At 70.9% G+C, this 13782-nt stretch carries 16 protein-coding genes; 7 read left to right on the top strand and 9 right to left on the bottom strand.

Features of this window, described 5'->3' with window-relative positions:
• Positions 1-29: 29 nt before the first annotated feature.
• The 3 genes from BLW84_RS36605 to BLW84_RS36595 all read left to right on the top strand — a co-directional run bounded on the left by BLW84_RS36605 (position 30) and on the right by BLW84_RS36595 (position 3014).
• Entirely contained in the window at positions 30-671 is a 642-nt protein-coding gene (locus BLW84_RS36605; RefSeq protein WP_218157616.1) for a GntR family transcriptional regulator, read from the top strand.
• Between the two features lie 181 nt (positions 672-852).
• Complete coding sequence (locus BLW84_RS36600; protein WP_093275285.1) at positions 853-2205, top strand: MFS transporter; 1353 nt, start codon at positions 853-855, stop codon at positions 2203-2205.
• An 11-nt stretch (positions 2206-2216) separates the two neighbouring features.
• Positions 2217-3014 carry a putative hydro-lyase gene (locus tag BLW84_RS36595; RefSeq protein ID WP_093275283.1) on the top strand — a complete coding sequence of 266 codons (798 nt, stop codon included), beginning with the start codon at positions 2217-2219 and terminating at the stop codon, positions 3012-3014.
• Here the strand turns inward: BLW84_RS36595 and BLW84_RS36590 are convergent, their stop codons facing one another.
• From BLW84_RS36590 to BLW84_RS36555, 8 genes are all read right to left on the bottom strand, one after another.
• The gene (locus tag BLW84_RS36590; RefSeq protein ID WP_425441809.1) at positions 3015-4292 is read right to left on the bottom strand and encodes a glycoside hydrolase family protein; all 1278 of its coding nucleotides are present in this window, start codon (positions 4290-4292) and stop codon (positions 3015-3017) included. It lies immediately after the preceding gene.
• 338 nt (positions 4293-4630) lie between these two features.
• Positions 4631-5065, bottom strand: a complete 435-nt coding sequence (gene aroQ, locus BLW84_RS36585) for a type II 3-dehydroquinate dehydratase (RefSeq protein WP_093275281.1) — start codon at positions 5063-5065, stop codon at positions 4631-4633.
• Positions 5062-6171: a 3-dehydroquinate synthase gene (gene aroB, locus BLW84_RS36580; protein ID WP_093275279.1), complete on the bottom strand. Its 1110-nt coding sequence runs from the start codon at positions 6169-6171 to the stop codon at positions 5062-5064. The genes aroQ and aroB overlap by 4 nt, the downstream gene beginning before the upstream one ends.
• A 100-nt stretch (positions 6172-6271) precedes the next feature.
• Positions 6272-6796 carry a shikimate kinase gene (locus tag BLW84_RS36575; RefSeq protein WP_093275276.1) on the bottom strand — a complete coding sequence of 175 codons (525 nt, stop codon included), beginning with the start codon at positions 6794-6796 and terminating at the stop codon, positions 6272-6274.
• A complete protein-coding gene (gene aroC / locus BLW84_RS36570; protein WP_093275274.1) occupies positions 6796-8001 on the bottom strand; it encodes a chorismate synthase in 1206 nt (401 codons plus the stop codon). The genes BLW84_RS36575 and aroC overlap by 1 nt, the downstream gene beginning before the upstream one ends.
• A gap of 145 nt (positions 8002-8146) precedes the next feature.
• Positions 8147-8758 (bottom strand): prepilin peptidase, encoded by a 612-nt coding sequence (locus tag BLW84_RS36565; protein WP_093275272.1) that lies wholly within the window; start codon positions 8756-8758, stop codon positions 8147-8149.
• Positions 8759-8918: 160 nt separating this feature from the next.
• A complete protein-coding gene (locus BLW84_RS36560; protein WP_093275269.1) occupies positions 8919-9374 on the bottom strand; it encodes a PTS sugar transporter subunit IIA in 456 nt (151 codons plus the stop codon).
• Entirely contained in the window at positions 9371-9607 is a 237-nt protein-coding gene (locus tag BLW84_RS36555; protein ID WP_093275268.1) for a PTS sugar transporter subunit IIB, read from the bottom strand. Before BLW84_RS36555 ends, BLW84_RS36560 begins: the two co-directional genes overlap by 4 nt.
• A 274-nt stretch (positions 9608-9881) precedes the next feature.
• Between BLW84_RS36555 and BLW84_RS36550 the strand changes: the two genes are divergently transcribed.
• Genes BLW84_RS36550 through BLW84_RS36540 form a run of 3 tightly spaced genes read left to right on the top strand, consistent with a single transcriptional unit; the run spans position 9882 to position 12325 of the window.
• Positions 9882-10754, top strand: a complete 873-nt coding sequence (locus BLW84_RS36550; RefSeq protein WP_245761639.1) for a GntR family transcriptional regulator — start codon at positions 9882-9884, stop codon at positions 10752-10754.
• Entirely contained in the window at positions 10751-12013 is a 1263-nt protein-coding gene (locus BLW84_RS36545) for a PTS transporter subunit EIIC (RefSeq protein WP_093275265.1), read from the top strand. Before BLW84_RS36550 ends, BLW84_RS36545 begins: the two co-directional genes overlap by 4 nt.
• A 42-nt stretch (positions 12014-12055) precedes the next feature.
• Positions 12056-12325, top strand: coding sequence for an HPr family phosphocarrier protein (locus BLW84_RS36540; RefSeq protein ID WP_093275263.1), 270 nt, complete (start codon positions 12056-12058; stop codon positions 12323-12325).
• Between the two features lie 486 nt (positions 12326-12811).
• On the opposite strand, the gene BLW84_RS36535 is transcribed toward BLW84_RS36540, so the two are convergent.
• Positions 12812-13264, bottom strand: coding sequence for a MarR family winged helix-turn-helix transcriptional regulator (locus BLW84_RS36535; protein WP_093275259.1), 453 nt, complete (start codon positions 13262-13264; stop codon positions 12812-12814).
• A gap of 62 nt (positions 13265-13326) precedes the next feature.
• Here BLW84_RS36535 and BLW84_RS36530 point away from each other — a divergent pair, with 62 nt between their 5' ends.
• A complete protein-coding gene (locus BLW84_RS36530) occupies positions 13327-13695 on the top strand; it encodes a VOC family protein (protein WP_093275257.1) in 369 nt (122 codons plus the stop codon).
• Positions 13696-13782: the final 87 nt, after the last annotated feature.

Raw genomic sequence — 13782 nt, 5'->3', positions numbered from 1 at the left:
CCCGCCGCGGCCGGACAGAGGAGACCGACGTGAGCGACACGAGCGGCGCCGCGAGCCGGGTCGCCGACGCGCTGCGCGCCGAGATCGCCGCCGGCGAGCTCGTGCCCGGCATGCGGCTGTCCGAAGAGCGCGTCAAGCAGGCGCACGGCGTCTCCCGCAGCACGCTGCGCGAGGCGTTCCGGCTGCTGATCCGGGAGCGGCTGCTGGTCCACGAGCTCAGCCGCGGCGTCTTCGTCCGGCAGCTCTCGCGACAGGACGTCACCGACCTCTACGAGGTGCGCCGGGTCATCGAATGTGCTGCCCTACGGCACATCCGCAGCCTCGAACCCGCCGGGCTGCGCCGGCTTTCCGCCGCGATCTCCGACGGCCGCGAGGCCGCCGAGAAGGGCCGCTGGGACGACGTCGCGGCGGCCAGCATCAGGTTCCACGAGGCGCTCGTCGCGCTGGCCGGCAGCGCGCGGCTGGACGCGGTGGTCGGCGAGATCCTCGCCGAGTTCCGGCTCGCCTACGCGCACATGAAGGACACCCAGGTGTTCCACTCGGCGTTCCTCAAGCGCAACGAGGAGATCGCCGACGCGCTGCGCTCCGGCGACGTGGAGGGCGCGGCGACACTGCTGGACGCCTACCTCGTCGACGCCGAAGAAGCGCTGCAGAACCACTTCATCGACTGACGAACAGCGGGCCGATGACGCGGCACGCCTTGATTATCGTCTGACGAACTCTTAAAGTCGGGCCACTCGCGGCCGCCCCGCGAGCACACCGGAGCGTCGACTGTCCACACCGGACCAACTCGGTCCGCGACACCGGCGCAAGCGCCACGCCTCGCTCGCCCGAGCCAAGGAGCGCTCCCCCATGCCCACTGATCTCTCCGACCGCACGAACGATCCCGAGCAGCAACGGCTGAGCCCACCGGCGAAGCGCGCCGTGAAGGGTGCCTGCTTCGGATTCTTCGTCGACTACTTCGACATCTACCTGCCGGTAGTGGCCTTGACCCCCGCCATCGCCTACTTCCAGGCCCAGCACACCCCGGCCTCCGTCGCGGCCACGCTGTCCTACGTGACGCTCGCGCTCACCCTGATCGGCCGGCCCGTCGGGGCCATCATCTTCGGCCGGATCGCGGACATCACCGGCCGCCGCCGGGCCACCCTGATCGCGGTCGCCGGCGCCGGCGCCTGCACCCTGCTGATGGGCCTGCTGCCCGGCTACGCCACGATCGGCTGGCTGTCGATCATCCTGGTGCTGCTGCTGCGGTTCGTCGGCGGCGTGTTCATGGGCGGCGAGTACTCCAGCGCGAACCCGCTCGCGATGGAGGCCAGCCCGAAGCGCCTGCGCGGCCTGGTCGGCGGCATGATCGCGGCCTCCTACCCGCTGGGCTACATCGCGATCTCGATCGTCGTCGCGATCACCTTCCAGTTCGCCCCGGCCGGCAGCCCGGATTCCCCTTACGTGCAATGGGGTTGGCGCATCCCGTTCTTCGTCGGCGCGGCGCTGTCCGCCTGGTTCCTGCTCTACTACCGGAAGGTCGAGGAATCCGCCGCGTTCAAGCGGGTCCAGGGGGCGGAGAAGCCGAAGTCGCCGCTGCGAGAACTGCTCACCGGCGAGCACCGGCGCAAGCTGCTGCAGGTGCTGTTGCTGATGACCGGCATGTGGTTCACCGTCCAGGCCACGCTGTCGGCGACACCCGCGCTGCTGTCCGCGGTCATCGGGCTGCCGAGCACCGAGGTGAACACCGGCCTGCTCGTCGCGAACGTCTTCGTCGCCGTGGGCTACCTGGTGATGGCGCAGCTGGGCCAGCGCTTCGGACGGCGCCGCATGCTCGTCCTCTCCGGGATCTGGACGGTGCTGCTGGCACCGCTCGCGTTCGTCGCGATGGTCCGCGAGGCCATCGGCGCGGCCGCAGGTGACGGGAGCACGCTGCTGGTGATGGTCTACGCGACGGCCGCGCTGGTGCTCACCGTGTCGCCGTGGGGAATCGTCTCGACCTACATCATCGAGCGCTTCGCCACCGGCGTCCGCGCCTCCGGCTACGGGATCGGCTACAGCCTCGCCGTGATCATCCCCGGGTTCTACGCCTTCTACATGCTCGGCCTGACTCGCCTCATGCCGTACGAGTACACGCCGATCGTGCTGATCGTGCTGGGCGGGGTGCTGACCGCGATCGGCGCGCTGCGCGGCCCGGAAACCCGCGACGCCGACCTCGACTGAAGGGTGCCGAAATGCCTTCCATCACAGCGGAATCCACGCCGGCGGCAGCGCGGGAGAGCATCCGGGCCGGAGCCTGGAGCGCCGTCACGACCGGCCTGTGCGCCGGCTACGTGCAGGCGAACCTGGCCGTTCTCCCTGGCGAGCTCGCGGACGAGTTCGCGGAGTTCTGTAGGCAGAACCCGCAGCCGCTGCCACTGCTGGAGGCCACCGAGCCCGGGGTCGCGGACCGGCTGCGGGTGGCGCCGCACGCCGACCTCCGCACGGACCTGCCGAAGTACCGGGTGCACCGGCACGGCATCGTCGAGTCCGAAGTGGACTCCGTGCGCGAGCTCTGGCGCGACGATTTCGTCGCCTTCCTGCTCGGTTGCAGCTTCAGCGCGGAAGAACGGCTGCTCGCGGCCGGGGTTCGGTTGCGCCACCTGGAAACGGGCGGCAACGTGCCGATGTTCCGCACGTCGCTGCGCTGCCGGCCGGTCGGCCGGTTCCACGGGCCGGTGGTGGTGTCCATGCGGGCGATCAGGCGCTCCGAGGTCGATCGCGCCGTCGCCGTGACGGCCGAGCTGCCGTTCGCGCACGGCGCGCCGCTGCACGTCGGCGACCCGGCGGAGATCGGCATCGCCGATCCGTCCACACCGGACTGGGGCGACCCGATGCCGCTCGAAGCCGACGAGCTCCCGGTGTTCTGGGCCTGCGGTGTCACCCCGCAGGCGGTGCTCGCCGAGGTGCGCCCGGAGCTGGCGATCACGCACGCGCCCGGATGCATGTTCCTGACCGACCTGCGGGTCGCGGACCTGGCCGCCGGGCGCTGATCAGCGGCGGAGGTCGCCGGCCGGGGCGCGCGCGTCCCACTCCTGCTGGGAGACGTCGGTGATCGACGAGCCGTTGGCGGCCGCCACCTCCGCGGTCACCGTCCACAGTCGACCCTTGTCGTCGAGCAGGCCGACAGCGCCCTGCGGGGACCGCAGGGCGGGCGCCGCGGAACGGATGGTGCCTGCCACCGGGAGCTCGTCCAGCGCGGGCACCCGCTCGTCGAGAACCCTCGTGACCAGCTGCTCGGCGACGGAGCGGCGCTCGACGCGGACCCGCTGGCCGCCCCGCACCACGTCCACGGTGCGGGCCGGGGACGGCACCGCGAACCCGTCGAGGACCGTCGCGGCCCGCGCGGTCGACCGGCACCCGTCGGCGCCGGAGACGTCGATGCCGAAGTGGCGGATATCGGTCGGCGACGGAAACTCCGCGGTGGCGCGGAGAACGTCCACCGGCACCGTGCCGCACGGATCCGCTGTGGACGTGGGAGCGTGCCCGTCGGGGCTGCGGACCAGGCCCGGGCCCTCCCGCCAGGGTCCGGGCACGACCACCGGTTCGTAGGGGTGGCGGGTGAAATCCCGGTCCCAGAAGGTGATCGTGGTGCCCGCCGAGGTCTGGTGGGCGATCGCGAACGCGTCCAGCGCCGGAACCCACATCCAGTCCGCGCTGAAGGCGTCCACCACCGAACGCGAACGCTGCGCGCCCGCCGGCTGGAAACCCTGCTCCGTCAACGCCTGCAGCTGGTCGGTGAACTCGGGATTGCGCGCGCGGAGCACGAACTGGCCCGCGCCGTTCCAGCCCGCGCCGGACGCCGTGGTGTCGGTGAACATCAGGTAGAACCAGCCGTCCAGGTACAGCGCGGACGGCTGGCCCGCGCCGTAGACGTTCTCCCGGTTCACCTCGCGGGAAGCCAGGACGATCGGCCTGCCACCGGCCTCCCGCCGCCAGGCCAGGCCGTCCTCGCTGCTGGCCACGCCGATGGCGTTGCCGTGCGCGTGATCCCCCGCCGCGCCGGTGTAGTACAGGTAGTAGCGGCCGTCGACGCGCAGCACCGACGGATCGCAGGTGTGCATGCCGTCGAACGCGCCGGGCTGGCCGGTGAAGACCGGCACCGCGGGCGCGCCGCCGGCGGCGAGGAACGGGCCGTCGGGGCTGCCCGACTCGGCCGTCAGGATGTCGTCACCGGGCGGGCCGACCCCGGGCAGCTGGCTGCACCACCAGGTGCGGTACTTCCCGCCCTCCACCAGCACGGTCGGGCCGTAGTTGTACGGCGCGGGCATCCCGCCCGCCGCCACCACCCCGGCGCTGCCGCGCTCGCCGCCGACCGCCAGCTCGACCGGCGCCTCCGGCGCCTCGGCCCGCTTCTCCACCTGCGGCGACGGCCCGGGCGCGCCCTCGACCTGCGTGCAGCCCGCCAGCAGCGCAACCGCGGCCAACGCGCCCGACCAGCGCAGCCCGATCCGAATCCGCACCGACGCTCCCCCCAGACCCGCGCCAACACCGAGGTGAAGGGCACCTGCACCCAACTTAGATCCCGAACGGGCCGAGGCGCGTCCGGTTCGCGAGTGTTCTGGATCGCTGTGGCAGCCCAAAGCACTCACGACCCGGACCAGGCGAACTAGCTGCGCGCCTTGTCGGCCAGCCAGCGGATGGCCAGCGGGTAGCCCTCGACACCGAGCCCCGCGATGACGGCGGTGGAGACCGCCGACAGGTAGCTGACGTGCCGGAACTCCTCGCGCTTGTGCACGTTGGAGATGTGCAGCTCGATCAGGTCGGCGGCGAGCTGCGCCGCGGCATCGCGCACCGCGATCGAGTAGTGGGTCCACGCGCCCGCGTTGAGCACCACCGGCCACTGCTCGTCGGCGGCCTCGTGCAACCACTGGACCATCTCGCCCTCGTGGTCGGTCTGCCGGACCTCCACCTCGACGCCCAGCTCCGCGCCCGCGCGCTCGCACATCCCGACCAGGTCGGCGTAGGTCGTGCTGCCGTAGACCGACGGCTCCCGCTTGCCCAGCCGACCGAGGTTCGGCCCGTTGAGGACGAGCACCTTCACAGCAGCACCTCCGAGCCCGACTTGGCCTCGCCGCCGGTGACCGCCGAGTACGCGGCGGCGATCAGCGACGGGTCCGGGCCCTCCAGGCGGCCGGGCTTGGCGAGGCCGTCCAGGACGACGAACCGCAGCACCCCGGACCGGGTCTTCTTGTCCACCCGCATCCCCTCCAGCAGCTGGCCGAGCGCGTCCGGGTCGTAGCTGGTGGGCAGGCCGAGCAGGTCGAGGACCCGCTTGTGCCGGTCGGCGGTCTCGTCGTCCAGCCGTCCGGCGAGCCGCGCCAGCTCCGCGGCGAACACCAGCCCGACGCTGACCGCCGCGCCGTGCCGCCAGCGGTAGCGCTCGCGGCGCTCGATGGCGTGGGCCAGGGTGTGGCCGTAGTTGAGCACCTCGCGCAGGTGCGATTCCTTCAGGTCCGCGGCGACCACGTCGGCCTTGACCTGGATCGACCGGCGCACCAGCTCGCCCAGCACATCGCCGGCCGGGTCGGTCGCCGTCGCCGGGTCGGCCTCGATGAGGCGCAGGATCTCCGGGTCGGCGATGAAGCCCGCCTTGACGATCTCGGCCATGCCGGCGACGAGCTCGTTGCGCGGCAGGCCCTCCAGCGTCGCCAGGTCGGCCAGCACCAGGCTCGGCTCGTGGAACAAGCCGACGAGGTTCTTGCCCGCGTCGGTGTTGATGCCGGCCTTGCCGCCGACCGCGGCGTCCACCATGCCCAGCAGCGTCGTCGGCACGTGCACCACGCGCACCCCGCGCATCCAGGTCCCGGCGACGAACCCGGCGAGGTCGGTGACCGCACCGCCGCCGAAGGACACCACGACGCCGTTGCGGTCCATGCCGACCTTGCCGAGGACCTCCCAGCAGAACCCGGCCACCTGCAGGCTCTTGCCGTCTTCGGCGTCCGGGATCTCCACGCGGTGCGCGTCCACGCCGGCCGCGGCCAGCTCGTCACGCACGGCTTCCACGGTGTTGGTGATGGTGGGCTGGTGCACCAGCGCCACCACCGATGCGTCGCGCAGGAAGTCGACGAGCTCGCCGAGCAGTCCCCGGCCGACCACCACGTCGTAGGGCTGCTGGCTGGCCACCCTGATCCGCACCGGCTCGGTCATCATCGTCCCTTCTCGGAGAACGTATGGCTCGGTGGTGCCGGTCGCCGGACCTCGGATTCCGTCTCGGTCCGGGGTCCCCGACGCAGGCACCACCGCATGATCAACTCGATCGAGTGCTGCTCGCGGCGAGCGCGGCGACGACCTGCTCCACGATCTCGCCGGTCGTCACGTGGTCGGTGGCGATCTCGACGGACGCCACCGAGCGGTAGATGGGCAGCCGCGCGTCCAGCAGCGCCTTGAAGGTGGCGCGCGGGTTCACGCCGGCCAGCAGCGGTCGCGCGGTGGACAGCCCGACGCGCTTGGCGCCCTCGGCCAGACCCACCGACAGGAAGACGACCGGGTGCCCGGCCAGCCGCTCGCGGGTGAGCTCGGACAGCACCGAGCCGCCGCCGAGCGCCAGCACGCCGTCGTGCTCGCGCAGCGCCGTGGCGACCGCTTCCTCTTCCATGGCGCGGAAAACGGGCTCGCCGTCGTTGGCGAAGATGTCGGAGATGGGCTGGCCCGCGGTCCGCACGATGTCGTCGTCGGTGTCCCGGAACGCCACGTCCAGGTGCTGCGCCAGCAGCCGGCCGATCGTCGTCTTGCCCGCGCCCGGCGGGCCGATCACCACGGCGCGCGGGGCCATCACCGCACCTGCCGCTTCTCGGCGCGCTCGCGCAGCGAGGCCAGGTAGCCCTCGACGTTGCGGCGGGTCTCCGGCAGCGAGTCGCCGCCGAACTTCTCCAGCACGGCCTCCGCGAGGACCAGCGCGACCATGGTCTCGGCGACGACCGCGGCGCGCGGCACCGCCGTGATGTCGGAGCGCTGGTGCATCGCCTGCGCCGGCTCGCCGGTCACCATGTCCACAGTGGCCAGTGCCCGCGGCAGGCTGGAGATCGGCTTCTTGGCGGCGCGGACGATCAGCGGCTCGCCGTTGGTGATACCGCCCTCCAGGCCGCCGGCCCGGTTGCTGTCCCGCCGGACCCACTTGGCGCCCTGGTCGGGGTAGATCTCGTCGTGCGCCGCGCTGCCGCGCCGGTGCGCGTTGGCGAAGCCCTCGCCGATCTCGACACCCTTGATCGCCTGGATGCTCATCAGCGCGCCGGCCAGCCGCGCGTCGAGCTTGCGGTCCCAGTGCACGTGGGAGCCGATGCCCGGGGGCAGCCCGTAGGCGATGACCTCGACGACGCCGCCGAGGGTGTCGCCGTCCTTCTTCGCCGCGTCGACCTCGGCCATCATCTTCTCGGTGGCGTCGTCGCCGAAGGCGCGCACCGGGTTGTCGTCGATGGCGTCCAGGTCGTCCGGGCCGGGCAGCACGTCGTGCGTGGCGTCGACGCCGCCGAGGCTGATGACGTGGCTGACGATCTCCACGCCGAGCAGCTGCCGCAGGAACTGCCGGGCGACGGTGCCGACGGCGACGCGGGCGGCGGTCTCGCGGGCGCTCGCGCGCTCCAGGACCGGCCGGGCCTCTTCGAAGCCGTACTTCTGCATCCCGGCGAGGTCGGCGTGCCCGGGCCGGGGGCGGGTCAGCGGCGCGTTGCGGGCCAGCGACGACAGCACGTCCTCGTCGACCGGGTCGGCGGCCATCACCTGCTCCCACTTGGGCCACTCGGTGTTGCCGATGCGGATCGCGACCGGGCCGCCCTGGGTCCGCCCGTGCCGGATGCCGCCGATCAGCTCGAGCTCATCGGCCTCGAAGTTCATCCGGGGGCTGCGGCCAAACCCGAGTTTGCGCCGCTCCAACTGGGTCGCGATGTCGGTGGAGGTCACCTCGACACCGGCCACCATGCCTTCCAGCACCGCCACCAGGGCGGGGCCATGCGATTCTCCAGCGGTCATCCAACGCAGCACACATAGATCCTGCCACGTTCAGTCCAGACTGAACCCGCCCGGGGTCCTGCGGAAGCTCGTTTCCAGACTCCACCACGCCCCAAGCAGCCTGGGAGGCGCACAACCGTGGTGAGCAGCGGCGACCCGGCCCAGGAGTTCCGCCCGCTCACGGCCACGGTGCGAAGGCCGTCACGAGCCAGGCCGGGGCGAGCATGGCGGGGCCGTGCGGGACGCCGCCGATCCTCGCCCAGAAGGCCGCGACCAGCGTCAACGCCGCCGCAGCCGCCATCACGAACAGCACCGCGGGCAACGAGACCGCGCCCACCACGGCGCCGAGGCTGCCCGCCAGCTTCACATCACCCGGCCCCATCGCCCCCGGCGACACCACGCGCACCAGCAGATACGTCCCGGCGAACACCACCGCACCGGCGGCGCCACCGAGCAGCACATCCGGCCGGTGCACCGCCGCAACGGCCAGCAACACCGCGGCGACCGGATACGCGGGCAGGGTCAGCACATCCGGCAGCCGCGAGGCGAGCACATCGCACGCCGTCAGCAACACCGCGAGCCAGCCGAGCAACAGCGGCACCGCCACCCACCACAGCGGCATCCCGGTCGCCGCACGCACGGCCACCACCGTCCACAGCAGACCCACCGCCACCTCGCACCACATCCGAGGCGGCCGGACACCCCGGCGCGCCGAGCACAACAAGAGCCGCCCGAGCCGGCCCGCGCCGAAACCCGCTGCGCCACCGGCGATCCCGATCAACACGACCATCGCACCAGCATCGATGCGCCGCCCCGGAACCCCGCGCACCCGATCCGCGAAACCGCGCGTGTCGGGAACCCCGCTGCGAACGAGCGAACGGCCTGTTCGCCTCACCTAGCGAGGCGAACAGGCCGTTCGCTCCAAAAACCTGACGCGCCCCGCGCGAGGCTCAGGCGTCCACCGTGAACAGGGTGTCGCCCGTGACTACCTGGCCGTCCTCCCGGACGTCGACCAGGGCCTCCGGCGCGATGTCCAGCGCGATGACCGGGCAGATCGACGAGTAGCCGTGCGACTCCACCTCGGACGGGTCCCAGGTGACGATGCGCTGACCGGCCTCGACGACGTCGCCCTTGGCGACGTGCAGCTCGAAGCCCTCGCCCTTCAGCTTCACCGTGTCGATGCCCAGGTGCACCAGCACCGCGGCGCCGCCGGGCGAGGCGACCACGAAGGCGTGCGGGTGCAGCGTCGCGATCGTGCCGGCCACCGGCGCGACCGCGTCGGCGCGCCCGCCGGACGGCTGCACCGCCACTCCCGGGCCCACCATGGCCTGCGAGAAGACCGGGTCGGGCACCTCGCTGAGGGCGGTGGCCAGGCCCGCGACCGGGCTGCCGACCTCCGTGCTCACCGCAGGTCCTCGATGTCCTCGGCCAGCGTGTCCGCCTCCGGGCCGACGACGACCTGCACGACGGAGCCCTGCATCATCACGCCGTGCGCCCCGGCGGCCTTCAGGGCCGCTTCGTCGATCTTCGAACCGTCTTCGACCTCGCAGCGGAGCCGCGTGATGCACGGCTCGATCTCCACCACGTTGTCGCCGCCGCCAAGTGCGGCCAGGATTGCCGCGGCCTTGTCCTGAGCCACCCCGTGCTCCCTTCGTCCTCCGACGACGCGGGCGTTGCGCACCGCGTCGCGACGATCTTGCGCCACTCGGTGTCGATGCGGCAACGAATCGCGAGCCGTCTTGACACTCGATTGCATGAAAGCGCATTGTTCGCAACCGACTGGTTTAGACCGGACAGTACCAACTCGGTCGGACCGGTGAACAGCACCGGATCCGATCCGTTCGAGATCGACCGGCGCCAGGTGTCCATTGAGACACCGGACGTCGATGTCCAGCAAGACCGATGGAGGCATCGTGGCCGCACGGCGAACCGCGGACGGCAGTTCCCGCCCCGAGGGCGTGACTGACGTGCTGCGCGACGGCCCGACGCCGAAGCACGCCCAGCTGCGGGAAATCCTGCGCGAGCTGGCGAGCGAAGAACTGCTGCCCGGTTCGCCGGTGCCGTCGGAGCGCGACCTCGCGGTGCGCTACGGCGTCTCCCGGCTCACCGTCCGCGAGGCGGTCGGGCAGCTCGTCGCCGAGGGCCTGCTGGTGCGGGTCCGCGGCAAGGGCACCTTCACCACCCGGCCCCGGGTGGATTCCCAACTGCACCTCGCCTCGTTCACCGAGGACATGCGCCGCCGCGGCATGCGACCGGAGACGGTGCTGCTCGACGCGACCGAGGCGATCCCGCCGCCGACCACCGCCGAGGCGCTCGGCCTCCGGCCCGACCAGCCCGCGTACTGGCTGTACCGGCTGCGCAAGGCCGACGGCGCGCCGATGGCGGTGGAACGCGGCTGGTACCACGCCGGGCTGCTGCCCGGCCTGCTCGACCGCGACCTGTCCGACTCGCTGTACACCCTGCTCGCCCGCGACTACGAGGTGCAGCTGGAAAACGGCACGCAGACCGTGCTCGCCGAGGGCGCCGACGCCGAAACCGCGCGGCTGCTCGGCGTCCGCGCCGGCAGCCCGGTCCTGGTTTTCCGCCGGATCTCCACGGCCCAGGGGCGCCCGATCGAGGACATGACTTCCTGGTACCGCGGCGACCTGTACCAGGTGACGATGCAGCTGGACCGCACCCCGAGCGGCGCCGGCCACCACCGCCCGTCCAGGCGGCCCACCGGGCCGACCGGACGCGAACATCCCGCCAGACGACCCGGTGTCCACGACACAGGAGGTAACCGATGAGTGCCAACGCCACCGCGGCGAAGGGCGACAGAAAGGGATTCGCCCTGCTGCAACGGCTCGGCCGGAGCCTGATGCTGCCGATCGCGGTCCTGCCCGCAGCCGCGCTGCTGAACCGCCTCGGCCAGGACGACCTGCTCGGCAAGGAGGGCCTCGGGGCGCTGCTGCCCTGGATGCAGCCCGTGGCCGGTGTGATCGGCGCGGCGGGCAACTCGCTGTTCAACTACCTGCCGCTGCTGTTCGCGATCGGTGTGGCGATCGGCTTCGCGAAGAAGGCCGACGGTTCCACGGCGCTGGCCGGTGCGGTCGGCTACCTGGTGCTCTCGGGCGTGCTCTGGGAGATCACCGGCACCGATGCGGACAAGGCCTTCAACAAGGGCCCGTACGGCGTCCTCGGCGGCATCGTCGCCGGGTTGACCGCGGCCTGGCTGTGGCAGCGCTACCACCGCATCAAGCTGCCCGCCTACCTGGGCTTCTTCGGCGGGCGGCGGTTCGTGCCCATCATCACGGCGTTCGCCATGGTGATCGCCGGCGTGATCATGGGCCTGCTGTTCCCGATCTTCGACACCGCGCTGACCGCCTTCAGCGACGCGGTCACCCAGAACGCGGTGATCGGCGGCGGCATCTACGGCGTGATCAACCGGCTGCTGCTGCCGTTCGGCCTGCACCACATCCCGAACAACGTCGTCTGGTTCCTCTTCGGCGACTACCACGGTGAGAAGGGCGACATCGCCCGGTTCTTCGCCGGTGACCCGACCGCGGGCACCTTCATGACCGGCTTCTTCCCGATCTTCATGTTCGCCCTGCCCGCCGCGGCGCTGGCCATCTGGCAGTCCGCGAAGCCGTCGCAGCGCAAGGTCGTCGGCGGAATCATGATCTCGGTCGCTCTGACCTCGTTCCTGACCGGCATCACCGAGCCGCTGGAGTTCTCGTTCATCTTCGTGGCCTGGCCGCTGCTGCTGGTCCACGCGGTGCTCACCGGCACCTCGATGGCGCTGGTCAACGCCCTGGACATCCACTCCGGGTTCGGGTTCTCCGCGGGCGCCATCGACTACCTGCTCAACTTCGGCATCTCGCAGAACTCGCTGTGGCTGATCCCGATCGGCCTGGGCTACGCGGTCATCTACTACTTCGTGTTCCGGTTCGTGATCACGAAGTGGAACCTGCGCACCCCGGGCCGTGAGGAGGACGACACGGAAAACGCCGAGGCGAGCACGGATAATGCCGGTGAGGGAGTCAAGTCGGGCCCCGACAAGAGCTGATCCCCGGCCAGCGTTCCCCATTCCCCCGACGAACGGAGAGCCATGTTCGAGCGACGGGTCACCGTGGCAAGCAAGGTCGGGCTGCACGCGCGGCCGGCGGCACTGGTCGCCAAGGCCGCCGCAGCGCAGTCCGTGAAGATCACGATCCGCAAGGACGACACGGAGCCGGTGGAGGCGGGCAGCATCCTGGGCCTGATGACGCTGGGCGCGGGCCACGGCGACGAGGTCGTGCTCTCGGCCGAGGGCGAAGGCGCGGAAGCGGCGCTGGACCACCTCGCCCAGCTGGTCGCCTCGGACCTCGACAACAACTGACCCCGAGAAGCACGAACGGCCCCTCCATCCCGAGGAGGGGCCGTTCGCCATATGTGGACAACTCACGCGATTCCAGTGAGCGTTTTTCATCCTCGTTTTGCGTAGCGGTGCGGGTGGCGGAACCTCAGCGTCCGCCTGGACTGTGGGTGCCCAACCTGATGTATGTCCAATACACGGCGGTTGGGCCGTCCTCGCCAGGCGAACGCTGAGAACCCGCGGCGGTGCAAGCTGCAGAGGTGGGCCATGCGCCTGCGGCGCATGCGACCGCTTCCGGGATACGGTCCGCTAGCCGTCGCGGCTGCGGTCACCAGCCAAGATGAAAAACGCTCAGTGGAAATCGGAGACTCGATTTCCGTTGAGCGTTTTTCGGCTCATCGCAGAAGAGGGTGTAGTCGGGGTCTGTCGGTTTTCGAGGTCGCCCGCACGGATTTTCACGCTCGGCTGCACTCCTATCCGGGCGCGGCGAGACGTGCGCCGGGGGACGAGCTATGCGCCGTCGTTGCCATCGCGCAGGGAATGGATCATGCTCTGCAGGATCCGGAACGCGTTTGACTGCTCGGTCTCGGTCATGCCGGCCAGCATTCTGACCTCGACGGACCGGACCGCTACGGTCGCCTTCTCCAGGCTCCGCCGGCCGCGAGGCGTGAGCCGCGCGGGAAGAACCTTCCCGACGGGTGCCTCCGCAGGCCTGGTCACGTGGCCCTCTCGTTCCAGGGCCTGGAGCAGCACGTTCATCGTCTGCCGGGTCACGAATGCGCCCCGCGCGAGCTCGGAGTTCGACAAGCCCGGTCGTTGAGCCAGCAGCTCGAGGCAGGAGTAGTGCGTCACGCTCATCCCTAGCGGCCGCAGCACCTCCTCCATGGCTACGCGGAGCGCGCTCGACGCCTCTTTCAGCAGGTAGCCCAGTGACGTCTTCAGGTCGACACCGTCTTGACTCATGTCAGTATTCTGACATAGATTGCCCCGTGTCAGAAGACTGACACGAAAGAAGGAGCATCATCATGCCCGCCACCGGCCCCGACTTCATCTCGCTCCAAGCGCGCGACCTCAACGCTTCACAGGCGTTCTACGAGCAGTACCTCGGCCTCGTCCGCTCGCAGGCCGGACCTCCGCACGCCGTCGTCTTCGAGACGAAGCCGATCGCGTTCGCACTCCGCGACGTCGTTCCCGGCACCGATCTCGCATCCGTTGCTCGGCCCGGCATCGGTGTCGCGATCTGGCTCCACGCCACCGACGTCCAGGCCATTCACGATGCTCTCGTCGCCGACGGTCACACCATCGTCTCCGCACCGATCGACGGCCCCTTCGGTCGGACATTCACCTTCGCCGACCCCGACGGCTACCAGGTCACTCTCCACGACCGCGCCTGACAGGCCAAACACCACCGGACGATCACCGGCCCCCGCAGACCGCGGTTGCGCCCGAGACTCGAGAATCCGGGCGACGTTTGTTTACCC

Source organism: Saccharopolyspora shandongensis, assembly GCF_900106995.1.
GTDB lineage: Bacteria > Actinomycetota > Actinomycetes > Mycobacteriales > Pseudonocardiaceae > Saccharopolyspora > Saccharopolyspora shandongensis.
This window is presented reverse-complemented; position numbering and strand designations above follow the sequence as displayed.